Origin of the sequence: Undibacterium sp. Ji22W (genome assembly GCF_049340305.1) — a bacterium.
Classification (GTDB): Bacteria; Pseudomonadota; Gammaproteobacteria; order Burkholderiales; family Burkholderiaceae_D; genus Undibacterium.
Window position 1 is genome coordinate 1,210,522 of the sequence record NZ_JBMPOU010000001.1, and the last position, 26,151, is coordinate 1,236,672.

18 protein-coding genes are annotated in these 26,151 nt (G+C 45.2%); 14 read left to right on the plus strand and 4 right to left on the minus strand.

Translation table 11 applies throughout. The features are described from left to right. Positions 1-9: 9 nt before the first annotated feature. The 10 genes from trpB to ACO0KW_RS05210 all read left to right on the plus strand — a co-directional run bounded on the left by trpB (position 10) and on the right by ACO0KW_RS05210 (position 13,004). The gene (trpB, locus tag ACO0KW_RS05165; RefSeq protein WP_423051276.1) at positions 10-1,290 is read left to right on the plus strand and encodes a tryptophan synthase subunit beta; all 1,281 of its coding nucleotides are present in this window, start codon (positions 10-12) and stop codon (positions 1,288-1,290) included. Positions 1,291-1,402: 112 nt separating this feature from the next. Then, entirely contained in the window at positions 1,403-2,200 is a 798-nt protein-coding gene (trpA, locus tag ACO0KW_RS05170) for a tryptophan synthase subunit alpha (RefSeq protein WP_423051278.1), read from the plus strand. Between the two features lie 176 nt (positions 2,201-2,376). Further along, on the plus strand, positions 2,377-3,249 hold the full coding sequence (accD, locus tag ACO0KW_RS05175) for an acetyl-CoA carboxylase, carboxyltransferase subunit beta (RefSeq protein WP_423051280.1): 873 nt from the start codon (positions 2,377-2,379) through the stop codon (positions 3,247-3,249). A gap of 103 nt (positions 3,250-3,352) precedes the next feature. After that, a complete protein-coding gene (gene folC, locus ACO0KW_RS05180; RefSeq protein WP_423051282.1) occupies positions 3,353-4,657 on the plus strand; it encodes a bifunctional tetrahydrofolate synthase/dihydrofolate synthase in 1,305 nt (434 codons plus the stop codon). A 29-nt stretch (positions 4,658-4,686) separates the two neighbouring features. Continuing rightward, on the plus strand, positions 4,687-5,790 hold the full coding sequence (locus tag ACO0KW_RS05185; protein WP_423051284.1) for an SPOR domain-containing protein: 1,104 nt from the start codon (positions 4,687-4,689) through the stop codon (positions 5,788-5,790). Positions 5,791-5,819: 29 nt separating this feature from the next. Further along, the gene (locus tag ACO0KW_RS05190; protein WP_423051286.1) at positions 5,820-6,308 is read left to right on the plus strand and encodes a CvpA family protein; all 489 of its coding nucleotides are present in this window, start codon (positions 5,820-5,822) and stop codon (positions 6,306-6,308) included. A gap of 70 nt (positions 6,309-6,378) precedes the next feature. Further along, on the plus strand, positions 6,379-7,899 hold the full coding sequence (gene purF / locus ACO0KW_RS05195) for an amidophosphoribosyltransferase (protein WP_423051288.1): 1,521 nt from the start codon (positions 6,379-6,381) through the stop codon (positions 7,897-7,899). Between the two features lie 254 nt (positions 7,900-8,153). Further along, complete coding sequence (locus ACO0KW_RS05200; RefSeq protein WP_423051290.1) at positions 8,154-9,101, plus strand: ABC transporter ATP-binding protein; 948 nt, start codon at positions 8,154-8,156, stop codon at positions 9,099-9,101. Positions 9,102-9,161: 60 nt separating this feature from the next. Next, positions 9,162-10,484 (plus strand): ABC transporter permease, encoded by a 1,323-nt coding sequence (locus ACO0KW_RS05205; RefSeq protein ID WP_423051292.1) that lies wholly within the window; start codon positions 9,162-9,164, stop codon positions 10,482-10,484. A 171-nt stretch (positions 10,485-10,655) separates the two neighbouring features. Next, a complete protein-coding gene (locus tag ACO0KW_RS05210) occupies positions 10,656-13,004 on the plus strand; it encodes a TonB-dependent receptor plug domain-containing protein (protein ID WP_423051294.1) in 2,349 nt (782 codons plus the stop codon). Positions 13,005-13,054: 50 nt separating this feature from the next. Here ACO0KW_RS05210 and ACO0KW_RS05215 read toward each other — a convergent pair whose 3' ends face one another. The 3 genes from ACO0KW_RS05215 to ACO0KW_RS05225 form a co-directional block, all read right to left on the minus strand. Further along, complete coding sequence (locus tag ACO0KW_RS05215) at positions 13,055-15,841, minus strand: diguanylate cyclase (RefSeq protein WP_423051296.1); 2,787 nt, start codon at positions 15,839-15,841, stop codon at positions 13,055-13,057. Positions 15,842-16,025: 184 nt separating this feature from the next. Next, the gene (locus ACO0KW_RS05220; RefSeq protein ID WP_423051298.1) at positions 16,026-17,810 is read right to left on the minus strand and encodes a GspE/PulE family protein; all 1,785 of its coding nucleotides are present in this window, start codon (positions 17,808-17,810) and stop codon (positions 16,026-16,028) included. A gap of 57 nt (positions 17,811-17,867) precedes the next feature. Then, the gene (locus tag ACO0KW_RS05225) at positions 17,868-18,680 is read right to left on the minus strand and encodes a methyltransferase domain-containing protein (protein WP_423051300.1); all 813 of its coding nucleotides are present in this window, start codon (positions 18,678-18,680) and stop codon (positions 17,868-17,870) included. A 209-nt stretch (positions 18,681-18,889) separates the two neighbouring features. Between ACO0KW_RS05225 and ACO0KW_RS05230 the strand changes: the two genes are divergently transcribed. After that, entirely contained in the window at positions 18,890-19,348 is a 459-nt protein-coding gene (locus ACO0KW_RS05230; protein ID WP_423051302.1) for a glycine zipper 2TM domain-containing protein, read from the plus strand. An 82-nt stretch (positions 19,349-19,430) separates the two neighbouring features. Here the strand turns inward: ACO0KW_RS05230 and htpG are convergent, their stop codons facing one another. Continuing rightward, a complete protein-coding gene (htpG, locus tag ACO0KW_RS05235) occupies positions 19,431-21,344 on the minus strand; it encodes a molecular chaperone HtpG (RefSeq protein WP_423051304.1) in 1,914 nt (637 codons plus the stop codon). 347 nt (positions 21,345-21,691) lie between these two features. Between htpG and typA the strand changes: the two genes are divergently transcribed. The 3 genes from typA (at position 21,692) to yegQ (ending at position 26,087) form a co-directional block, all read left to right on the plus strand. Next, positions 21,692-23,527 (plus strand): translational GTPase TypA, encoded by a 1,836-nt coding sequence (typA, locus tag ACO0KW_RS05240; RefSeq protein ID WP_423051306.1) that lies wholly within the window; start codon positions 21,692-21,694, stop codon positions 23,525-23,527. A 149-nt stretch (positions 23,528-23,676) separates the two neighbouring features. Beyond that, positions 23,677-24,567 carry a DMT family transporter gene (locus ACO0KW_RS05245; protein WP_423051308.1) on the plus strand — a complete coding sequence of 297 codons (891 nt, stop codon included), beginning with the start codon at positions 23,677-23,679 and terminating at the stop codon, positions 24,565-24,567. 122 nt (positions 24,568-24,689) lie between these two features. Beyond that, the gene (yegQ, locus tag ACO0KW_RS05250; RefSeq protein ID WP_423051310.1) at positions 24,690-26,087 is read left to right on the plus strand and encodes a tRNA 5-hydroxyuridine modification protein YegQ; all 1,398 of its coding nucleotides are present in this window, start codon (positions 24,690-24,692) and stop codon (positions 26,085-26,087) included. The last annotated feature ends 64 nt before the right edge of the window (positions 26,088-26,151 follow it).

Below are 26,151 nucleotides of genomic sequence, written 5' to 3' on the forward strand. Positions count from 1 at the left end.
GGAATTCTCATGAAAGAATTATCTTCTCTTGACGCACATTTCGAACGTCAATCTGTCAGCGCACAAGCGCCAGCAGCAATTTATCATTCCGCAACCTACAATTTTCCCGATGCTAAAGGTCACTTTGGTATGTATGGCGGGACATTTGTCTCAGAAACTTTGACTCATGCTTTGAATGAGTTGAAGGACGCTTACGCTAAATACCAGCATGACCCGGAATTTTTAAAAGAATTTCGTTATGAGCTCAAACATTTCGTCGGTCGTCCATCGCCTATCTACCATGCAAAACGCTGGTCCGAAATCATGGGCGGTGCGCAGATTTATTTTAAGCGTGAAGACCTCAATCACACTGGCGCGCACAAAATCAATAATGTCATCGGTCAGGCTTTGTTGGCAAAACGTATGGGTAAGCCACGCGTGATTGCAGAGACTGGTGCAGGTCAACATGGTGTTGCGACGGCTACGATTTGCGCTCGGTTTGGTTTGGAATGCGTGGTGTACATGGGCTCAGAAGACGTCAAACGTCAGGCGCAAAATGTGTATCGCATGAAATTGCTCGGTGCGACTGTGGTGCCAGTTGAATCAGGTTCAAAGACCTTAAAAGATGCTTTGAACGAAGCGATGCGTGATTGGGTCGCAAATGTTGATAATACTTTCTACATCATTGGCACGGTCGCTGGGCCTCATCCTTATCCTATGATGGTACGCGATTTTCAATCAGTGATTGGGGAAGAGTGTTTATGGCAGATGCCCGAGGTGGCTGGGCGTCAACCCGACGTCGTCACCGCGTGTGTCGGTGGTGGCTCGAATGCGATGGGGATTTTTTATCCTTATATCGACTTAAAAGATGTACAGTTGATCGGTGTTGAGGCGGCAGGTGAGGGTTTGGAAACGGGTAAGCATTCCGCGTCTTTAACGGCAGGATCGCCTGGTGTCTTGCATGGTAACCGTACTTATCTGATACAGGATGAAAATGGTCAGGTCATCGAAACGCATTCGGTTTCGGCGGGTCTCGATTACCCAGGTGTAGGTCCTGAACACGCATGGTTAAAAGACTCTGGCCGCGCGCAATACGCGACCATTACCGATGAAGAAGCGCTTAAGGCTTTCCATGATTGTTGTCGTATTGAGGGCATTATTCCTGCTTTGGAATCGAGTCATGCTCTAGCGTATGCGGCGAAATTAGCTGCGACCATGCCTAAGGATAAGATCGTGTTGGCGAATTTGTCTGGGCGTGGCGACAAGGATATGCATACCGTCGCCGAGCGTGCTGGGCTGAAGTTCTATTGAACATAATCAAATTAGCCATAGAGACGCTGAGAGCACAGAATTTTCTTCCTAATGTGCGATCAGCGCCTTTCTCTAGTTCCAACATTCTTAGCGTAAATTGAGCGTAAAAATTATGTCCCGAATTCAAGCATGTATGGCTGCTTTAGCAGCAAGCAATAAAAAAGGTCTGATCCCATTTATCACTGCTGGCGATCCTGATCCTGAATTAACTTTACCTTTAATGCACGCCTTGGTCGAAGGTGGTGCCGATATTATCGAACTAGGTGTACCGTTTTCTGATCCTATGGCAGATGGTCCTGTGATACAACGTGCTTCTGAGCGTGCTTTGCTCAAAGGTGTTGGTCTGCGTGATGTATTAGAGATGGTCAAGCAGTTCCGCAGTACGAATCAAGTTACGCCAGTTGTGTTGATGGGCTATGCCAATCCCATTGAGCGCATGGGGCAGGAGCAATTCATACAAGCAGCGTCAGAAGCTGGTGTGGATGGCGTCTTAGTCGTCGATTATCCGCCAGAAGAATGTGAGTATTTCGCAGAAAATATGCACAAAAATGGCATGGATACGATTTTCTTATTGGCACCAACCTCGACTGACGAACGCATTGCGCAAGTCGGTAAAATCGCGACTGGATATGTATATTATGTTTCTCTCAAAGGTGTAACTGGCTCTGGTGCGTTGGACTTGGATGCGGTGGCAGCAATGATTCCTCGCATCAAGAGGTACGTGAATGTGCCTGTCGGTGTTGGCTTCGGTATTCGTGATGGCGCGACGGCCAAGGCGATTGCGTCGGTGTCCGACGCGGTAGTGATCGGCTCCCGCATTATTCAAGAGCTTGAAAATACGCCAAGAGAACAAGCAGTGGCAGCAGTGCAAAGTTTTATCACTGGAATTCGTAGTGCTCTTGATAATTAAATTAATCAAATTAACATACGGTCTTTGAAAACTAAGCATTTGATGATTGTCAATTAGCCATCTGAGTCGCAATTGGCGCGGAAATAGAATAGAATACGCGCCAATTGCAGCATTCCTAGAAGAGTGCGCCCCGTTTGATGAATGCAAATTGATCAAATAGATATGAGGAGAGAGCTATGAGTTGGTTAGAGAAATTACTTCCCCCACGTATTCAACGTTCCGAAACGGCTAACCGCCGTTCCATGCCTGAAGGCTTATGGGTCAAATGCCCATCTTGCGAAGCCGTTTTATACCGTTCCGATTTAGAAGCAAATGTCCATGTGTGTTCCAAGTGTAATCATCACTTGCGTATCAGCGCGCGTGAACGTCTCGATGCCTTGCTCGATACGGGCGGTCGCTATGAAATCGGTCAGGAAGTTTTACCAGTCGATACTTTAAAGTTTAAAGATAGTAAAAAATATCCAGAGCGTTTGAAAGACGCGATGGATAGCACGAATGAAACAGATGCGTTGGTGGTGATGGGTGGATCGATTATGTCGGTGCCAGCGATTGTAGCCTGCTTTGAATTTGGCTTTATGGGCGGTTCGATGGGCTCAGTTGTTGGCGAGCGATTTGTACGTGGCGTGCAAGCGGCGTTGGAGCAAAAGGTGCCGTTTATTTGCTTTACGGCGACAGGTGGTGCACGTATGCAAGAAGGCTTATTGTCCTTAATGCAAATGGCGAAAACCACTGCGATGCTGACCAAGTTGTCTGAAAAAAAGCTCCCTTTCATTTCTGTCTTAACAGACCCAACTATGGGCGGCGTGTCAGCTTCTTTTGCATTCATGGGCGACGTCGTGGTTGCCGAGCCAAAAGCATTGATTGGTTTTGCCGGTCCTCGCGTAATTGAAAATACAGTGCGTGAGAAGCTTCCAGAAGGATTTCAACGCGCTGAATTTTTAGTACAAAAAGGCGCAGTGGATATGATTGTTGATCGGCGCAAGATGCGTGAAGAGTTAGCCCGATTAATGGCACTCTTGCAAAATCAACCAGTGGAAGCTGTTTCTTAATTCCAAGGTCATTCCAAGAGCCTGAAGATATTTGCTGAATTGGCAAAAATCTTCAGGCTCTTTTCATTTTTATCTACCCCTCGATTATTCGCGCACAACAATCATGAGTACTTCTAACGCCTTAGTGAAACCGAGAAATTTGATTGAATGGTTGTCCGTGTTGGAAACACGCCATTCAAAAGAAATTGATATGGGTCTGGATAGAGTTGCTAGTGTCAAGAATCAACTCGGTATTCAGTACCAATGTCCAGTGATTATGGTGGCTGGTACCAACGGTAAAGGATCGACTTGCGCGATGTTGGAATCGATCTTGATGCAAGCTGGATATCGCGTCGGCCTGTATAGCAAGCCACATTTCTTGGATTTCAATGAACGTGCTCGCATCAATGGCATTCCCGTGAATGATGAGGTTTTTGTACATGTCTTTGATCAGGTAGAAGCTGCGCGTGGCAATATTTCGCTCACCTATTTTGAATTTACTACATTGGCAATTTGTAAGTTGTTGGCTGATGCAGCGCTGGATGTCGTCATTCTGGAGGTTGGTTTGGGCGGCCGCTTAGATGCGGTGAATGTGATTGATGCCGATGTTTCGATCGTGACGAGTGTGGATATTGATCACGTTGACTACCTCGGTGATACACGCGAAAAGATAGGTTTTGAAAAAGCTGGAATCTTCCGTACCGACAAGGTGGCAATTTGTAGTGATCCACAACCACCACAAAGTTTAATTGATCACGCAGAATCCATTGGTGCGGATTTACGTTTGTTTGGTCGGGATTTTAATTATAACGGCGACAAACAACAGTGGAACTTTGGTGGTCGTGATCAAAGGCGCAATTCGCTAGCCTATCCTAGCTTACGCGGCGCGAATCAACTGCTGAATGCATCTGCCGTGTTAGCGGCACTTGAAGCATTGCGCCACGAATTGCCTGTAGGCGCACAAGAGGTACGTACTGGATTAGTGATGGTCGATTTGCCAGGGCGATTCCAAGTATTGCCCGGACGTCCGACAGTCGTACTGGATGTGGCTCATAACCCGCATGCAGCCGCAACCTTGGCACAAAATCTCGACAATATGGGCTTTCATGCGTATACCTATGGCGTATTTGGCTCTATGCTGGATAAAGATATTGCGGGTGTTATTGCTCAGATGAAATATAAGATTGATCACTGGTGTGTCTGCGATCTGCCTTTGCCCCGCGCCGCAACTTCTGAGCAGTTGGCACAGGAGCTGCAGACTGCTGGCGTGCTTGAAGATAAAGAACGCAGTTTGCAAAAATTCGGTAATCCAGAAGATGCTTATGCTTTCGCGATGAGCAATGCAGGGGAAAATGATAGAATAGTGGTCTTCGGTTCGTTTTTGACAGTTGCAGGTGTCATGCGTGCTAGAAGAAACGCTCAATCTTAAGCGACCTACCAAAGAAAAACCTATTTGCTATGAGCCTAGACTCGCTATTTAAGCAAAATAATAAGAAAAAAGTGGATACTGATTTCACTGATGATTCCGTCAGTGGTGAGTTTCGCTCGCGCTCAGAAGAAGAGAGCTTAGCCGCAGCCGAATCACCGGGACGTAATAAAGCAGCCAAAACTGGGAAGCGAACAAATGCTAGCGGCAATAGCAGAAAAAATAGTTCAGATGACCTCGCTCTCCCAGAAAAAAAACGTGCGCGCCGTCGCCTGATTGGGGCGGTAGCCTTAGTATTGGCTGCTGTCATAGGCTTGCCCATGGTGTTCGATTCTGAGCCTAAACAAGGTACGTCAAAAATTGCGATTGAAATTCCAGCCAAAGATGCCGCCCCGGGCGCACTACAAGACGTAATACAGGGCACAATTCAGGCTTCAGCTGCTGAGAAAGTCGCTTTGAACAATCAAACCGCAACAGCGAATCAAACACAAGATGCAGGCCTTAATCAAGGCATCGACAAATCAGAAGAGATCATCACTACACCAGTATCGGCATCTATTGCGGCTCATGCCGATAAATCTGTAAAAGATGAGCGTGCAATCGCAAAAGTTGATACAGGTATTAAAGTGCCTGTGACTATTCCAGAAAAAACTCAAGAGAAAAATTCAGATAGAAAATCTGACCTGGGCATCGGCAGTAAAAATGCCGCAACCACGCAGGCCGTTACGACTAACAAAGTGGTATCGGAGCCAGCAAAAAAACCTGAAGTGAAAGTCGAACCTAAGACTGAAACCAAAAAAAATGAAACGATAGATGATGCAGCCCGCGCTCTGGCTTTGCTCGAAGGGCGTAGCTTACCTGAGCCCGTTAAGGCCGTTGCAAAATTAAATAAGACAGATGGTGCCGCTGGAAGTTTTGTCGTACAAGTTGCGGCCTTAAATTCAGCGAGCAAAGTACGTGAATTGCAGACAAAATTGAAAGCGGCAAATATCCAGTCATACACACAAAAAATTATCACTAAAACGGGTGAAGTCAGCCGGATACGCGTTGGTCCATTTAGCAGTAAAGCCGAAGCAGAAAAGATGCGCGCCAAGTTAGTGAAAATTGGTTTAAATGGTTCATTGGTGCCGACATGAGCCGACTTGATTTTTGGCAGGGATAATTTGTGACCTTATTTGATTACATCGTTTTATTTATCATTATTTGTTCAGTGGTCATCAGCACCTTGCGTGGGTTGATTAAAGAGATTTTGTCTTTAATTAGTTGGATCGTTGCTTTGGTAGTTGCAAATGCATTTGGTGCCACCGTGGCGAATTGGCTGCCCGAGATGATCCCTGGTCAATTAACTCGCATGATTGTCGCCTTCTTGGCCTTATTTATCGGTGTCCGCCTGTTAATGGCGCTTCTGATGCGTGCGGTTGATGCCATGATTAAGGCGAGTGGCTTAAGTCTGGCGGATCGCGGTTTAGGCGGTCTATTTGGATTGGCACGTGGTTGTGTCATCGTGATGACTATGGTTTTAGTATGTGGCATGACAGCGATTCCGCAGCAAGCTTTTTGGAAAGATGCTTTGTTGGGTCCAGTCGCAGTTAGTGCAGTGCGTACGGTAATGCCGTTTTTACCTGGGTCTGTGACGCAACATGTGAAGTTGTAGCCTGTTTTGCTTTGTCTGATTTTGGTTTGATTTTGGTTTGTTCTTATTTTCGTTTTTTTAGGAGTCCACCATGTGTGGCATCGTTGGCGTAGTCTCAAAAAATCCCGTTAATCAATTGATCTATGATGCCTTGCTGTTATTACAGCATCGCGGACAAGACGCGGCTGGTATCGCAACTAGTCACGGCAATAAATTTGCAATGCATAAAGCAAATGGTTTGGTTCGTGACGTGTTTCGTACTCGTAATATGCGTTCTTTGCCTGGCAATATCGGCATTGGTCAAGTGCGTTATCCGACAGCTGGATCGACCAGCGAAGAAGAGGCGCAACCGTTCTATGTAAATGCACCGTTTGGTATCGTGCTCGCGCACAACGGCAATTTGACAAATGCGGCGGAGTTAAAAGTTGAATTATTTAAGAATGACTATCGTCATTTGAATACGGATTCAGATTCCGAAGTATTGTTAAATATTTTGGCGCATCAAATTCAAGAAGTAGTCAGCGGCTATTCATTAGATCCAGTATCTTTATTCCGCGCGGTGTCGATGTTACACCGTCGGGTGCGCGGCTCTTATGCCGTCGTAGCGCAAATTGCGGGACATGGATTATTGGCTTTCCGCGATCCATTCGGTATTCGTCCTTTGTGTTTAGGTTCTGCACATACCGATTCTGGTATTGAATATATGTTGGCGAGTGAGTCTGTCGCTTTGGAAGGCACAGGCTTCAAATTTGAACGCGATGTCGCCCCAGGCGAAGCGATCTTTATTGATCTCGACGGCAAACTTTACAGCGAACAGTGTGCGGAAAATCCGAGCTTAAATCCCTGTGCATTTGAATATGTATATTTAGCGCGTCCGGATTCGACGATTGATGGCACTTCCGTTTATCAAACACGTTTGAATATGGGCAAGTATCTGGCGGAGAAAATTCGTAGTCAGTTTGGACAAGGCGATATTGATGTTGTGATGCCTATTCCTGATTCATCGCGCCCATCTGCAATGGAATTAGCAGATTGCTTGAATCTGGATTATCGCGAAGGCTTCATTAAGAATCGCTATATCGGCCGAACGTTTATGATGCCAGGTCAGGCAATTCGTAAGAAATCGGTACGTCAGAAATTGAATGCAATTGCGTCTGAATTCAAAGGCAAAAACGTGTTGTTGGTAGATGACTCTATCGTACGTGGAACGACTAGCCGTGAAATCGTGCAAATGGCACGTGAGTCTGGTGCGCGCAAAGTGATTTTCGCTTCTGCTGCGCCTCCAGTACAGTTTCCGAACGTGTACGGGATTGATATGCCTACCCGCAGTGAATTGATTGCTTATGGTCGTTCACAAGACGAAATCTGCCGCGAAATCACCGCCGATGCTTTGGTCTATCAAGATGTCGCTGACATGAAGCGTGCGATCTCTGACGCGAATCCAGTATTAAAAAGTATTGAAGCGTCTTGCTTCGATGGCTTCTATATCACGGGCGATGTTACGCCCGATTATTTGGATCGCTTAGAAGCCGCTCGTAATGGATCGCGTTCAGACAAAGAAGATATGGTACGTTCTCAGCTCAATCTTAATTTGTCGCATAGCACTGATTAAGCCATTCGACTATTTTCTTAGAGACGCCGGTAGTGAAAACTACCGGCGTTTTTTTTGTCGTTCATTTGAAAGTTTCATGTTGGACATGACAATTGTCATGATAAAGAAGTGGCAAACTGTTCTTTGCACGATCTTAGACTTAGTCGAAAATACATTCATGGTCGACCACATCTTTTGTTGATGTCGATACCAAAATTGAAGATGCACATTGTGATAGTGCTTAGAGAGTGCTTAATGAGAGACGGGGCGTAATTATGACGAAGCTGCTATTGGAAGTTCGTGAAGTTAGTAAGAGATTTGGTCAAACAACGGTAGTCGACAATATTTCTTTCTCGGCTCAAACTGGGCAAACGATAGGTCTGCTAGGGCCGAATGGTGCAGGCAAATCGACGACAGTGAATATGATCTGCGGTTTATTGCAAGCCGATAGTGGACACATTTTAATTGCAGGCCAGCCTATGGCTGCCGGGCAGCATCACGTAAAAAAACTACTGGGTTTAGTTTCGCAAGATTTGGCGCTATTTGAAGATCTGTCGGCGCGTGAGAATCTGAAATTATTTGGCGCTTTATATGGGCTGTCTGGCGGTCATTTACAACAACGTTGTGATGCGGTGTTAGAACTTGTGAGCTTGCAAGATAGAGCGAAAGATAAACCGTCAAGTTTTTCAGGCGGCATGAAGCGACGCTTAAATATTGCTGCTGCTTTATTGCATGACCCACAGCTATTGATACTGGATGAACCTACTGTCGGTATTGATCCGCAAAGCCGTAACGCTATCTTTGACGCTTTGGAAATATTGAAAGCGCAAGGCCGGACGTTAATTTACACCAGTCATTACATGGAAGAAGTAGAACGATTGGCTGACCATATTGTGATTATTGACCACGGAAAAATTATCGCAAATGAGTCCCCAGCGGAGTTGGTGCAGCGAATGCCAGCTCAGGCGGCTTTAACTGTGAATTTGGTCTCCTCTATGGATGAAGCATGCTTGCGTCACTTGATACATCAAGCCGGTGTGCAAAAGGTGCTGACTAAGGATGAAGGCAAATCACTGGAAATACTATTGTCGGCATCGGATCAAGCATTACCCATCCTAAATTTTATACAACAACAGAATTGCCAGGTCAGTCATTTTGCAACCGCGAAAACGACATTAGAAGATGTGTTTTTGACTCTGACAGGACGTAGTCTGCGCGACTAGTTTTTCACAGACGACAGACAAATAAAATTGTAGAAATATTTTGAAAGACGGAGATCGACCATGATTCCTTTAGTTGCCCTGATTCGTAAAGACATTATTTTGTTTTTGCACGATAAACGCGCACTGATATTGACCTTATTGATGCCCATCTTATTAGCCGCATTTTTTGGCTACCTTACCGGTGGCAGTGGAAAGCAAGAAGCATCAAAAATAGAACTCGGTGTTGTACTTCAAGATCAACATCTCATTAGTCAGAAAATTTTGACGGGCTTGAAGAACGATCACACTTTGCTGATCAAAGAACTCAATCTAGAGCAAGCGCAAGAACAAGTTCGCAAAGGCAAACTTGCAGTTGCATTGGTATTGCCCGCTGGTTTTGGTGAAGCGGCCGGCGCGGCGTTTTTTAATGCACAAGGAAAGCCAGATTTGCCTATCTATTTCGATCCATCTCAAAGTACGATGCTGGCGATGGTCAAGGGAATCTTGACCCAGCATGTGATGCAGAGCGTTAGTGATGAAATGTTCAGTGGCAAGTCGGGTGGGACAACACTTGATCAAAGTATCGCACAAGTAGAAAGTAAGTTGGAGCAGGGTCCTGAACAACAAGAACTTAAAACATTTTTGACTAGTCTAAAAAAATTCCAACAACATCAACAAGATCAAAATCCACCAACCACGTCAAATCAATCAGATGTCTCCACGAAACCTAGCGGTTTGACGATGCCGTTCAATACCAAAGACGAAGCGCTGTCAGCTAAAACTGGGGTTGCGAGTGGCTATAACGGCTATGCGCATTCTTTCGCAGGAATGACCGTGCAGTTTATTTTGTTCTTAGCTATAGATGCGGGTATTTCTGTTTTGTTGTCGCGTAAATTAGGTATTTGGAATCGGCTGCTAGCGGCGCCCATAAGTATGAATACCTTAATTGTTGCGCGTGGACTATCTTGTGCCTTGATCGCTTTATTTGTGAGTTGTGTGATCTGTGTTGTCGCGATGTTGGCATTTCATGTGCAAATATTGGGAAGCGTTTTAGGTTTATTGGGAATTGCGATTTGCTTTTCTTTGATGACTGCCAGCTTTGGGCTGTTGATCGCTGCATTTGGAAAAACACCTGAGGCTGCGCGCGGGATCGCCACCTTCGCAACTCTCATTATGGTCATGCTGGGCGGCGCTTGGATGCCTTCATTTTTCTTCCCTCAGTGGTTGCAAGATTTGACGATTTTTATTCCTACACGTTGGGCAGTGGATGGCTTTGATGCAATGACTTGGCGCGGACTAGGAATCGATGCAGCTCTCCCTGTGATGGCGGCGTTATTGGGATTTACTAGTTTGTTTGGTTTCTTGGCATTGTGGCGTTTTGGTCGGGATCAGGCTGCAAAGTAGATGTAATATCCTGTGCCGGGATAAAACGCATGAGACATACGTATCGAAACGTAACAGAACCCATGTGCTTGTTTCAATTCCATACAAAACAAAGCAGATCAAATAGTTTTTCAGACCTTGAATGAAAATATAATGATGGAAACTTTTCCATCATTTCTTTCGGCCCAAATAATGACAATGATTTCTTTTCCCTTGCGCGTATTGGCACTTGCAATCAGTAGTGCATTTGCACTAAATGGCTTTGCACTTGGACAGGAAGCGCAAGAAAAAAGCAAAACTGAAGAGACGACAAAATCGACGGAAGAAAAATCCAAGCTTAGTGAGGAAAATAGGCGCCGCAATTCCAATGCCCAGAAAAATCCTGCACAGTCAAAATCTGCACCGATTAAATCGGATACGACAGATACTAAAGCATCTACTCAGTTACAAAAGGTGACGGTGAATGGCACCAAACAATCTGATATTGATTTGCGCCGCAATTCTATTGCCGGAAAAATTATCGTTGGGCGTGAAGAGCTAGATCGTGACGGCGACTTCACTGTGGGTGAAATCCTAAAGCGTTTACCCGGCGTCACTACCGGAGGCCGCCCAGGACGCGGCGGTGACATTCGTATGCGTGGGATGGGCGGCGGTTACACACAAATTTTAGTGAATGGTGAGCGACCACCCCGCGGCTTTTCGATGGAATCATTATCTCCCGATCAGGTAGAACGAATAGAAGTGATGCGTGGACCTGTGGCAGAATTTAGTACTCAGGCGATCGCGGGCACCATCAATATTATCTTGCGAGAAGAGTATCATCCAAAAGACATTGATTTAAAGTTCGCTTTAGGAATCGAACAGGGGAGAGTCGCCCCCAATTTATCGATCACCTATCCAGGGCAGCTTGGCGAATTGAACTATGCCTTGAGTGGTTCGATTTTTCATAATGGCCAGCATGATTATTCAACTTCTGAACGAGTTGAACAAACCGATGCCGGTCAAATCCAACTGATACAAGATCAGATTGACCAGACGAATCGCCAATCTACTGGCATTCATTTGACTCCGCGATTCAGTTACAAATTTGAAAGCGGTGACAATCTGACTTTGCAGCCATTCTTGATGAATTCCCGCAGTCATGCGAGAAACACGTCAATGTTGACACAGTCTCCAGAAACGCCGGATCCAGTAACGCATTTGCCACCAGTAGCACTGGCAAATTCGAACAGCAACGCGGACTCTACTTTTTTTCGCTTAAACTCAAATTTTCAACATCGCTTTGAAGATACCGCAAAACTGACTTTGAAAATTGGTGGTGGAATAGGTCGCTCTGATAGCGATAGTTTACGCACCCAATACGCCAAGAATGGTGAACAACTCAATGTGATCAGCGATGTGAACAATACGCGCGATACCTCTTTTGGCCAAGGCGGAAAATATACGACACCGATAGGCGATAGGCAGAACCTAGCGGCGGGTTGGGATTTTGAAGGGAGCCAACGTGAACAGAAGCGTGTCTCTCTGGATAATGGCAAACCGCAATTTACGGATTCCGGTGATAATTTAGAGGCATCAACTCGTCGCCTTGCGGTATATGTGCAGAATGAGATCGATATTAGTGCGCAGTGGTCGGCATATGCGGGCCTACGCTGGGAAGGAATTAAAACGCACAGCAGTAAATCGAATTATGTTGTCGATAATTCGACCAGTGTTTTTAGTCCAATTGTGCATGGCGTGTACCGTATCCCTGATTTGGGTAAAGACCAGATACGTATGAGTTTGACGAGCAGTTATCGTGCGCCCGCATTGAATGATGTGATAGCTGTTCCCGCGATTTCTCCTTTGAATGGCCCGACTCGTCCTGACCGCACTGGTAATCCAAATTTGCAGCCAGAATTGTCCCGCGGCATAGATATCGCCTACGAACATTATCTAAAAAGTGCTGGGATTATGAGTGCAAATCTCTTCGTTAAAAATATCGATAATCTGATCCGTCGTCGAACTGAGCAAGTGAAGGTAGGGGATGGATTACGGTGGGTAAATTCCCCAGTCAATATTGGTCATGCGATTGCCAAAGGCATCGAGCTGGAAGCCAAATTTCAAGCACAAGAATTTTTCCCAGAGGGGCCAGCGATTGATATACGAACCAACTACAGCCGATTCTGGTCGAGTGTTGATGATGTCAAAGGTCCCAATAATCGACTCGACCAACAACCGAGTCAAACCGCTAACTTGGGGCTTGATTATCGTGTGAGTAATGCCCCTTTAACGTTTGGTGGCAATATCAATTGGACGCCAGCTTATATTAATCAAACCAGCGATACGCAAACTACGAGTACGGGCATTAAGCGACAGCTCGATATGTACGCTTTGTGGAAATTTTTACCTACTATGAAATTGCGACTATCGGCAAGTAATCTGCAATCGAATGACTTTTTAAGTGGTAGCAGCTTGTCGATTAATGGCATCAATTATTTGCAGAGCAATCGCGCCAAGACATACACCGTGTTCAATTTGCGCTTGGAATTGAAGATATGAAAGGCGCAGGCAATTTCACAGATCTAATTAAACTGTGAATTTGGGTGGCATTAACTCGCGCGAATTGCCTCATCCAAATCATTGGTGTTGTAAGAAATTATTTGTATCAGTTGAGATTGTGCTGCTTGCTGTGGATGGCGCATCACACGATTATAGAAATCGTCTACTTGAGGATGTTCTGTATGCGTAATGCCTATACAAGCATTGCGCCCTGATTTCTTCACCATGTATAAACCTTGATCTGCAAAATTAACGACCTGCGCCCAAGTGACCAAATGTGGTTGCTTGGGCAAAAATGGATAGCTGGCATAGCCAACAGAGCATGTTCTAAATATTTCCAGATCATCTAATAATTTGAACGGCATGTTAGAAACCACATGTCGAATGCGTTCAGCGACTGTCGGTGCATCTTTGCGATTACAACTACGAGCTACGACCAAAAATTCTTCACCGCCCCAGCGAACCAAATAGTCCGACTCTCTAAATACACTCTGTAATCGATCGCGCATTTGCATCAATACCAAATCACCACAGGCATGGCCGTATGTGTCATTTACCGATTTAAAATGATCCAGATCGACCATAAAAAACACCAAATCATCATCACTAAGTTGATGAAAATCGGCGCTCGGTTGAGCGAGTTGATCCTCATATGCCCGCAAAGCGCAAGCAACATCTCGTTCAATATTTTGTAGAAGGAATCGACGATTTCTTAATCCAGTTAATGGATCAGTAATACTGACCTCTTCTAACTGATTTTGAGTTTCCCTCAAGGCTGTCAAAGTAACTTGAAGTTGCTTATATGCAGAAGCATTGTCGAGCGCGATCGCGCCATATGAGGCAAGTGTGCGTAAAATCGAACGCTCGCGTTCACCATAAACATGGGCGCGGATAGACTGTATCGACATTACTCCTAACAGACGATCTCCTATCATCAGTGGGGTGTAAAGCAAACTGAGTGTTTCCATGGTACCGGGCACTATAAAGCGACCAGTCGCACCCGGTTCACGCTCTAGCACGATTTCTTGACGTTCACGAGCGCAACGAGCGAATGACGAAATTGGGTGATCAAGCGCAGTTTCAAAATACGGTATGGACGCACCGTTTTCCACCCCAAACACAAAGCGTAGCGTTGTGCTGTCTGGTGCTAACAAAGAAATACCAAAACTGCTTGCATCAAGTAGATCGTCGACATGGCGATGGAGTGCTTCAAATACGGATTCAACATCAAGATTTGCAGTGAGTTCTCGGCCAATCAGGCCAAGGGTTTCCAAAGTATTGCTCGCCTCTTGTAGACTTGTGGCACGTTCGGCCTCGGTGATGGCTATCAGCCTGTGGTATTCAGCATCCGCTCGATGTCTTTCATTATCGTAGCGTACTTGCATGGCTGTTGCGCGATTGTGCGCTTCACTTAGGCGGCGATTTTCTTTCGCCTTTGCAGCGAGCCGTGAAAATTGAAAGGCCGATTGATAGTCATCAATCAACGCGAAGTCATCTGCGATACTGTCTAGCAGATCCGCTGGGATGCTAATACCCTTGATGGATTGACAGAGCGCAAGTGCTTCTAACTGATAGTGAAGACTAAGATTTGGTGTGTTATTGTCAATGCTTAAAGAGGAGCCATCGATTGCTGGATACTTTTTGGCAAGCTCCGCATAAACTCTTAAGCACTTAATTTGCTCATCGATATTGTGATGTTCACGGGCAATGCAGAGAGCCTGCTGAATTTTTTCTTCTGCATCTTGTAATTGATCCAGTCGGCAAAATGCAATGGCCTGACCTCGCCAACAATCAGATAAAAAAACTGGTTCATCATGTGCTTCAATTTTTTCAGCTGCCGTTTGAAAAAAATTGAGTGCATCACTTGGTGCGCCTAAATCTAACGATAGGTCACCAAGATAAGCCAAAGTATGAGCAAATGTTCGTGACCCTGGAATTTTGCTTTGTATATTTAACGATTCAACTAGAGTTTCTCGGGCATCTTCGTGGCGACCCAATAATCTTAAAGCGTTTCCTGTTTGTAGCAATGCGATCGCCAAAGAACCTGGCCATTGATTGTTGCGAGCGATAGCTAAAGCGATTTCGTCCCATTCTAAGGCTGCATCTAAGTCGCCCAAAGTTGCAAAAGAATCCCCCGCGTTAGTCGCTGCCAAAATTGCCAAACGAATTTGACCTGATTCGAGAGCGGCGCGATGTGATTGAATATGCAAACGGCAAGACTCACCCAAATCTCCAATTTTGTTGGCAATAATTGCGCGAGCACTAGCGAGCCACGCAGTGACCGCAACCGGATAATCTTTGTTGCTTGCAAAATGCTGGAATAATTCTGTTTCTGTACTTTGTGGAGCACGAATTGCGCTATTGTGAAGGGTGCGTGCCAAGCTGATTTGATAGTTTAAGATCTCGCCAGCCTGTTGATATTGATCGATAGCAGTTTTCAAGCATTGATCTCGCTGCTGTATTTCTCCCAAATCACGGTGAATCGAACTAAACAAAAAATACACATCGCCTAAACCTTGAATATCTTGTTGTTCTTCCAAAAGTGTAAAAGCAATTGTTGAATCCCTTTTGGCGAGATCGATTTCACCAAATAACCAATGAATTTCCGCTCTGATGAGACAAATACGCGCTAAAAATCGATTATAGTCTTTTGATTTTTCCGAGATCCCGTCAAGTAAAACTCTGGCTTCGTTGATGAGTTCGAGTGATTGATGGCAGTCGCGTTGTCGCAAGTGCCAAGCGAGTTCGATTAACTGCTGCAGGCGAGCTGGATTGTTAGCCGAGTCCAAATTCGTCTTGAGAGTTCTGATTTCTTCATCTAATGCGTATAAATCCATACTGACCTTAGCTTTAATATCGTGTCATCACACGACCGCATCGGTCAATTTAACATAAAGAATGTTTGCGTGAAATATTCATATTCTCATCGGGCGATGCGCACATTAAAAATATCGCATTGAAATGTACAACACTTCTTTATTTTGCAAGATATTTCTTTGTTAATCTTTTGAAGAATATTCTTTAAAACAAGGATGAGGTTACTTTCAGAACTTCATCTACGGTCGTCACGCCATCAATAATTTTGTTTGCACCAGCAATTCTTAAGGGTTTCATTTCGTCGGTAATCGCTTGTTCACGTAAGGCGTGAATGTCAGAATCCTGTTGTATTAGCTTACTAAATGTCTGTGTGACCGTGAGTAACTCGTACAATCCTGTACGACCCTTGTAACCGGTTTGACGGCATTCGAGACAGCCGACAGGGCGGTAAACCGTGGTGGGTTTCTCTAAGGGCCATTCTTCCACCATCGCCGACCAGACCGGATCCGTAATTTCTCCATCACTTGCCTTGCAATGCGGACACAATGTTCGTACCAACCGTTGTGCAAGAATGCCGACGATGGTCGCTTCTAATAAATAATAGGGAACGCCTAATTGCAACAGACGCATAATCGCAGACGGGGCATCATTAGTATGCAAAGTTGACAGCACAAGATGACCAGTCAAAGCGGCTTGAATTGCCATTTCTGCGGTGGCCAAATCGCGGATTTCACCGACCATAATAATGTCAGGATCTTGTCGCATCAACGCGCGGATCCCATCTGCAAAAGACAAATCAATATTTGATTGCACTTGCATCTGATTGAAAGAGCCTTCGACCATTTCAATCGGATCTTCTACCGTACAAACATTCACATCTGGCGTCGCAAGCGCTTTTAATGTGGTGTACAGCGTGGTCGTTTTTCCTGAGCCGGTTGGACCTGTGACTAAAATGATTCCGTGCGGTTTTTTGGTTAACTCGTCCCAACGTAGTGCATCGTTGGTTGGGAAACCTAATTCTGGCAATGTCTTCACAACCACTTCTGGATCGAAAATACGCATGACCATTTTTTCGCCAAAGGCGGTTGGAAGTGTAGATAAACGCAACTCGACTTCTTGCCCATCCGCCGTACGCGTTTTAACCCGTCCATCTTGCGGTCGACGTTTTTCAATCACATCCATACGACCCAATAACTTAATACGCGCGGTCATGGCAATCATAACAATGGCGGGAACCTGATAAACCTGGTGCAATACACCATCGATACGAAATCGTATTGTAGCCATATCGCGTTTCGGTTCTAGGTGGATATCCGAGGCACGCTGTTCAAATGCAAACTGCCACAACCAGTCGACAATGTTAATAATGTGTTGATCATTGGCATCAACTTGTTTGTTTGATTTGCCCAGTTCGACTAATTGTTCAAAATTATTTCGAAGAGCAACGTCATTCCCGTTTGATTTTCGAGCATCTTTGATGGATTTCGCCAACGAGAAAAATTGTGCAGTATATTGCGCAACGTCGAGTGGGTTCGCTAAAACCAATTTCACTTCTTTTTTTGTAATTCGTGAAATTTCGTCTAACCAGGCTGCGTTGTTGTAAGGATCTGTGGTCGCGATCGTCACAGTATCGTTCGTTGCATCAACCGGAAGAATGTGGAAGCGGGTGGCATAGGTCGACGACATGACGTCAGACACTTTAGTAAAATCTATCTTCAGTGGATCAATACGAAAAAAAGGGAGTCCGGCTTTTCGTGCTGCCCATTCTGTCAACCAGTCGAGCGTCAATAACTGTTGCGGACGCAGTGCAGAATACAACTTCGCTTGTGCAATCGCCGTGAAAGGGTGCATGTTGTCCGCGCCATTTTTTAAGATGCCACGCGCGTGATTAAATGCGGTTTTGGCGTCGTCTTTTTTTACGATACCATCTTCCATCAACCACGTGAAAATTTGCTGCATGCTTAAACTTTTGATTGTTCCGCTATTCATGTTCGTGGTTTCACTTGTATGCATGGTGAATGGAAGTATTGAATGTATACGACGCAATTATTTTTGCGTTAATGCTAATCCGTCGACCCAACTTTTTGCTGGCAATTTTGTATTTAGTCGGATTGCTTCGGCACGAGCGTACAATTTATCCAATTCAAGTTTGAGGCGAGGTTTGAACGCCACCGCTACGACATTGCCATCATGGACTTCTGGCAGGCATAGTACGGTCCCGAAAACATAGCGCAGTACCTTAATATTTTTGGCGAAACTTGGATGGTCGCCAAATAAATTGACGGTTAAAATTCCATCCTCCTTCAGACATTCAAAACAGGCCTGATAAAATTCCGTACTGTCGAGTACCGGGCCACGCGCAGTCGCATCGTATAAATCCACTTGCACCGCATCAAATTGGTTGTGATGATCGTGATTCACGACATAGTCCATCGCATCCATTTCAATCACGTTTAAACGCTCATCATTGACCGGCAACTTAAACATGCTTTCGCAGATCATGATGACGGCTGGATTCAAGTCAACCGCCGTCACATGGGCTTCAGGAAATTGGCGATAACAAAACTTCGTCAAGGCGCCAGTCCCTAAACCTAGTTGTAAAATGTGTTGAGGTTGGTCCTTAAATAACATCCAGGCCATCATCTGTTGTGCATACTCTAACTCTAACCAATCAGGTTTGCGCAGGCGCATCGCACCTTGTACCCATTCGGTTCCAAAGTGGAGATAACGAACGCCGTCGTATTCTGATAAAGTCACTGGCGCAAATTTTGGCTTGCGGACTTTTTCCACTTTTTTTGCTGCGACGGGGCCGGATCGATAATTGGATTCAGCCTCGATAGATTTTCGTTTAATTAACATATAAAACAGGTGAGTAAGAAGCAGGATTGCTGTTTCGATCTTGCAAAGCTTGATTGTAAACCCTATGTTGCAGTATATGCCATTAAATTGTGTAATCGTAATAATCTGTAAAATGTCAACTGATTGTTAATTCCATCGTTGTATAGTCACAGGTAATGGTTCGATCAAATATTGTTTGGTCTTCTTCTGCTTTCAATAAGGAGTTTATCTTGAAGAAAATAATTGTAATTACTGCGGCGCTGGTCTCTGTGGCATCGTTAAGTGCCTGCGTGTCGACGCATACTTCGGGTAGTGTTTATCGCCCATATCAAACACAGAATGAAATGTCCGTTCGCATGGGTGTGGTTGAATCGGTGCGTGAGGTGACGATAGATGGAGGTCGTAGCGGCGTTGGTACAATGACTGGAGCGGCTCTGGGTGGATTGGCCGGCGCTAGTATGGGTGGTGGCCGTGGCTCTACTGCAACTGGTATCGTTGGTGCTGTCGTGGGTGGTATCATTGGTAATAATGTGGAATCTAATGCCAATACACGTCGAGGTCTGGAAATTACTGTTCGCTTAGACAATGGTGAATTGAAAGCGATTACGCAAGATGCTGATGAAACTTTCCGATCAGGTGATCGCGTTCGATTATTGTCGGATCGCCGCACTACACGTGTCACGCATTAAATCTATTGTACCTTACACAAAAAAACCGGAAGACATCTTCCGGTTTTTTGTTGTCGAAGGCGATTCACACCGCCTTGCGGAATTAGTTACTAACGTTCAGCAACATTTCATTCAGGCGTTTTACAAAATTGCTAGGATCATCGAGAGCGCCACCTTCAGCCAAAACTGCTTGATCAAACAGAATATGTGACCAGTCGTTGAACTTGGCTTCTTCGTATTTCAATCGTTGTACCAGCGGATGATCTGGATTTACTTCCAAAATCGGTTTTGCTTCCGGCGCTGCCTGACCTGCCGCTTTCAACATACGCACCAGATTGCCGGAAAGCTCATTTTCGTCAGCGACTAAACATGCTGGAGAATCCGTTAAGCGGAAAGTGATGCGAACATCTTTCGCTTTATCGATTAAAGCAACCTTCATCTTTTCGACTAAGTCTTTAAATTGCGTTTCTGTTTCTTCGTGCTGTTTCTTCTCGGCTTCGTCTTCCAACTTACCTAAATCCAAATCGCCTTTGGCGACTGACACTAAATCTTTGCCTTCGAAAGCTGTCAGGAACGATAACATCCATTCATCCACGCGATCGGTGAGCAACAAGACTTCCACGCCTTTTTTGCGGAAAATTTCCAAGTGTGGACTATTTTTCGCTGCAGCAAAGCTATCTGCTGTGACGTAGTAAATCTTGTCCTGGCCTTCTTTAGCGCGGGCGATATAGTCAGCCAATGAAACAGTTTGCGCGTCAGTGTCGTTATGCGTAGAAGCAAAGCGGAGCAGGGCAGCGATACGATCTTTATTTGCAGCATCTTCACCGATACCTTCTTTCAAGACTTGACCGAATTCTTTCCAGAAGCTGGCAAATTTCTCTTTCTTGCTCTCTGCTTCATCGCCTTCCGCGTTCGCCAAATCTTCCAGCATGCCAAGTACGCGTTTAGTCGAGCCTTCGCGGATCGCTTTGATGTCGCGTGATTCCTGCAAAATTTCACGAGAGACATTCAAAGGTAAATCGTTGGAATCGATAATCCCTTTAACAAAACGCAAATAGACGGGCATTAACTGTTCTGCGTCGTCCATGATGAAGACGCGTTTTACGTAGAGCTTGATGCCACCACGTTTGTTGCGATCCCACATATCAAATGGCGCGCGGCTAGGGATGTACAGCAATTGCGTGTATTCGCTACGGCCTTCGACACGATTGTGCGTGTGCGTCAATGGCGCCGTGTAGTCGTGTGAAATATGCTTGTAGAACTCGGTGTATTGCTCCGGCGTGATGTCAGATTTGCTGCGCGCCCATAATGCACTGGCTTGATTGACGGTTTCGAGTTCATCTTTCAGAACTTGTTCTTTTTTCTCATCGTCCCATTCTTCTTTTTGCATTAAGATCGGTAAAGAGATGTGATCAGAATATGTGCGGATAATGGATTTTAACTTCCAAGAGGAGAGGAAATCATCTTCACCTTCGCGCAAGTGTAAAGTGATAGACGTGCCGCGATCTTCTTTCGTGATTTGTTCTACGCTGAAGTCTCCAGCTCCGGCAGATTCCCAGCGTACGCCTTCACTAGGGGCTGTGCCAGCACGACGGGATTCTACAGTCATCTTGTCTGCAACAATAAAGCCTGAGTAGAAACCGACGCCAAATTGACCAATCATGGCCGCATCTTTTTGTTGATCACCAGAGAGTTTAGAGAAAAATTCTTTGGTCCCCGATTTGGCGATTGTGCCTAAATGATTGACTGCATCATCGCGCGTCATGCCGATGCCGTTATCGCTGATCGTAAGTGTGCGCGCTGCTTTATCGAAACTGACTTTGATCTGTAATTCCGAATCATTTTCGAACAGGCTTGCATCGTTAATTGCTTCAAAACGTAATTTATCAGACGCATCCGAGGCATTGGAAATGAGCTCTCTTAGAAAAATTTCTTTGTTTGAATACAAAGAATGGATCATCAATTGGAGTAATTGTGAAACTTCTGCTTGAAATCCAAGGGTTTGTTTTTCTGACATGCTTTCCTCTTTATTTAAGAATTGAAGGAGTTGAAACCGCTCAAAAGCGGTGTCGATGAATGTTTTAGAGTGAGCATCAGGTGTGGCAGAAAATCGATATTTCAAGAGGGAATAAACAATTTTTCTAAAATCAATCTCATCGCATTTCGTGAATATTCAAGCAAAGAATCATGCTGCGAAAGCCGGCTTGGAAATAGGGCGGATTCCCGCTTTTTGTCATCAATGCGTAGTAAGTCTTTGAAATAATGACGAAAATATCTGCATTGTTTGTAATCATGACGTAAGTTTTGCATTGCAACATGCTATAATCGTCGGTTATTCGAATCACCTCCCACATAAATACAATTATGACCAACAATACACGCGCTATTCGCAACATCGCCATTATCGCCCACGTTGACCACGGCAAAACTACGCTAGTGGATCAATTACTGCGCCAATCTGGCACTTTCCGTGATAATCAACAGGTTGATAATCGCGTTATGGATTCCAACGATATTGAGAAAGAGCGCGGTATCACGATTCTTTCCAAAAACTGTGCAGTGGAATACAAAGGCACACATATCAACATCGTTGATACCCCAGGCCATGCGGATTTTGGCGGTGAAGTTGAACGTGTATTGTCGATGGTTGACAGCGTGTTGTTGCTGGTTGATGCGCAAGAAGGCCCAATGCCACAAACGCGTTTCGTCACACGTAAAGCTTTGGCTTTAGGTTTGAAACCGATCGTGGTCGTCAATAAAGTAGATCGTGAAAATGCCGATCCACAAAAAGCGGTTAACGCCACATTTGAATTGTTCGACAAACTCGGTGCAACCGATGAACAGTTGGATTTCCCTATCGTTTACGCGTCTGGTTTCAAAGGTTATGCTGGTTTAGAAGACACAGTGCGTGACGGTAATATGGAACCATTGTTCGACGCCATCTTGAAACACGTTCCTGCGCGTGAAGATGACCCAAATGGTCCATTGCAACTGCAAATCACGTCTTTGGAATACTCTTCTTACGTTGGTAAGATTGGTGTTGGCCGTATCTTGCGTGGTCGCGTTCGTGCAGGTCAAGACGTTGTATGGTTGAATGGTCCAGAAGATAAACCAACCCGTGCGCGTATCAATCAAGTATTGACGTTTAAAGGCTTGGATCGCGTTCTGGCTGATGAAGCATTGGCAGGTGACATCGTTTTGATTAACGGTATCGAAGAAATCAGTATCGGCTCCACCATTTGCGCACCGGATACTCCGGAAGGCTTGCCAATGTTGAAGATCGACGAACCAACATTGACGATGAACTTCATGGTCAATAACTCGCCATTAGCAGGTCGCGAAGGTAAATTCGTGACGACACGTCAAATTCGTGATCGTTTAGATCGCGAATTAAAATCCAACATGGCTTTGCGCGTTGTACAAGCTGAAGGTGATGATTCTACGTACGAAGTTTCTGGTCGCGGCGAATTGCATTTGACGATCTTGATTGAGAACATGCGTCGTGAAGGTTTCGAATTGGCGGTTTCACGTCCACGCGTTGTGTTCAAAATGGTTGATGGTGTGCGCCATGAGCCGTATGAAAACTTGACCGTTGACGTTGAAGAGAACAACCAAGGCGGCGTGATGGAAGAACTCGGTCGTCGTCGCGGTGATTTGCAAAACATGGAACCGGACGGCAAAGGTCGTGTGCGTTTGGAATACCGTATTCCAGCACGTGGCTTGATCGGCTTCCAAGGCGAATTCATGACATTGACACGCGGTACTGGTTTGATGAGTCACGTGTTTGATGAATATGCACCAGTAGATAATACTAAAGGTGAAATGGCTGGTCGTCGCAATGGTGTGTTGATTTCACAAGATGATGGCGCAGCTGTGGCGTATGCGATCTGGAAATTGCAAGACCGCGGTCGTATGTTCGTGGTTCATAATGACCCAGTGTATGAAGGCATGATTATTGGTATCCACTCACGTGATAATGATTTGGTTGTTAACCCAATCAAAGGCAAACAACTAACCAACGTTCGCTCTTCTGGTACAGACGAAGCAGTACGTTTGGTACCACCGATTCAAATGAGTTTGGAATACGCGGTTGAATTCATTGAGGATGACGAATTGGTTGAAGTGACGCCTAAGAGTATTCGTTTGCGTAAGCGCTTCTTGAAAGAACACGAACGTAAAAAAGCATCTCGCGAAGCTTAATTGACTAGTAGATTAGTCGTTTTGTTCGTAAAAAAAGATACGCGATTCGATAATTCTTTGCATCCTTGCTGAGAATTACAAGGTATCAAAAGAAGCCCGCTTGATTCTTCGTCAAGCGGGTTTCTGTTTTATATTTCCGGAGTAAATTCATGCAGCAACCGAGCCACAAAACTGCTTTAGCATTAATGATTATTGCACCGACGATGTGGAGTACTGCGGGCGTATTGTCGCGCCAACTGGAATCCGCGCGGGGGTTTGAAGTCAGTTTTTGGCGTAGTTTGTTTGCAGCTATCTTTGTCGGTTTAGTATTGGCTTGGCAGCATAAATCTCAACTTGGAACGAAACTAATCGACCTCGGGCGCTATGGTTTGGCATCCGGTTTCATGTGGGCAGCGATGTTCACATGCTTTATGTTGGCACTTACTATGACCACCGTCGCCAATGCCTTAATCGTTGAAAGTTTCGCACCCCTATTGACGGCGATTTTTGCTTGGATTTTTCTGGCAGAGAAAATCCCGCGTCGTACTTGGTTGGCGATCGTTGTCGCTTTCGCCGGTATGCTGTGGATGTTCGTTGACGGTTTTTCAAAGCTCGATTCACGTGGTTTGATTGGAGTCATGTTAGCTTTATGCGTACCATTCGCCGTCGCGGCAAATGTGATTATCCTGAAGAAAGGCGGCCAGCATGTGGATTTGATTCCGGCTGTTCTGCTTGGCGGTATTTTGTCAGCCACATTAATGCTTCCGTTCGCTTTACCTTTGACTGCATCTTTGCATGACATATTAATTTTGGCGGCTCTGGGCGTATTTCAGCTCGGTCTACCCTGCATGATTATGGTGCATGCAGCGAAAGGTTTAAGTGCGCCCGAGATTTCTTTATTGTCTTTGCTCGAAGTTGTACTCGGTCCGTTTTGGGTATGGCTCGCAATCGGCGAAGAGCCTGCTAGAGCGACTTTGCTCGGTGGTACGGTTGTTTTAGGTGCCTTGATATTCAATGAAGTGATGGCCTTCCGGCAAGAGCGCTTGTCGAAATTCCAATAAGAATGAGCGTAGTTTGTTTTTGCACAGAATGTACTGATTGATTTGTGTAAGAATTTCGTAAAATTAGTTAACTTTAAGCGCTCTTTCTACAGGGAGCGTAGTATTTTTTAAATGGTGTTGCTATGACAAATCCCACTTCTGCCTCGAGTTCTACTAAGTTCAAGGCACCAGAATTATTATTGCCAGCCGGCTCTTTAGAAAAAATGCATACGGCATTCGATTTCGGTGCAGATGCTGTATATGCCGGTCAGCCTCGCTATAGCTTGCGTGCGCGTAACAATGAATTCTCCACTTTAGATATTTTGCAACAAGGCATCGAGGGCGCACATGCGCGTGGCAAATCCTTTTTTGTCGCTAGCAATATTTTCCCCCATAATTCCAAACTCAAAACCTATTTGAATGATATGGAACCAGTGATCGCCATGAAGCCAGACGCGCTGATTATGGCGGATCCAGGCTTGATCATGATGGTGCGTGAAAAATGGCCGGAAGTGAATGTGCATTTATCGGTGCAAGCGAATGCGGTGAATTGGGCTGACGTTAAATTCTGGCAAAAAATGGGATTAACTCGCGTGATTTTGTCACGTGAATTATCTTTAGATGAGATTGAAGAAATCAAACAGCGTTGCCCAGAAATGGAATTGGAAGTATTCGTGCACGGTGCTTTGTGTATTGCCTATTCTGGTCGTTGCCTATTGTCGGGCTACTTCAATCACCGCGATCCTAATCAAGGTACTTGCACGAATTCTTGCCGTTGGGATTACAAGGTTGAGAATGCGACTGAGAATGAAACTGGCGACTTGCAACGTATTCAAGTTGAAACCATCAAGTTCGATTTCAATAAAGCTTTAGAAGATGCGAATCAGTCATTCTCCGCAATGGGCGATATGCCGCGCCATCCTTTGGCGGATCGTCCATATCTGGTGGAAGAAGCAGGGCGCCCAGGTAGTTTCATGCCAATACTGGAAGACGAGCACGGCACCTATATCATGAATTCTAAAGACCTGCGTGCGATAGAGCACGTCGAACGTCTGGCGAAAATTGGTGTTGACTCACTCAAAGTCGAAGGTCGTACTAAGTCGTTGTACTACGTCGCACGTACTGCACAAACGTATCGCCGTGCAATTGATGATGCCGTGGCGGGACGTCCATTTAATGAACAGTTGTTGGGTGAGTTAAATGGTTTAGCGAATCGTGGCTATACCGATGGATTTTACCAACGTCATCACACCCAAGAGCATCAAAACTACATGGAAGGCGTGTCAAAGGCTCACCGCAGTCAGTATGTGGGCAATGTTCTATCGGTGGCAGATGGTTGGGCAGAAGTGGAAGTGAAGAATCGTTTCTCAGTCGGCGATCAAATCGAAATTATTCATCCAATTGGAAATGAAATCGTGACATTAGGTGAGATCCGCAATAAGCGTAATGAGTCAGTCGATGTCATTGGAGGTGCTGGTCACAAAGTGCGCATCCCTCTAGACGCGAAATACGATAAGGCTTTGCTGGCACGCATGTTGTAATTCTCAGTGTGGCAATAGAAACGGGGAAAAATTGTGACTAACAATTATCTCCCCGTTTGACTTA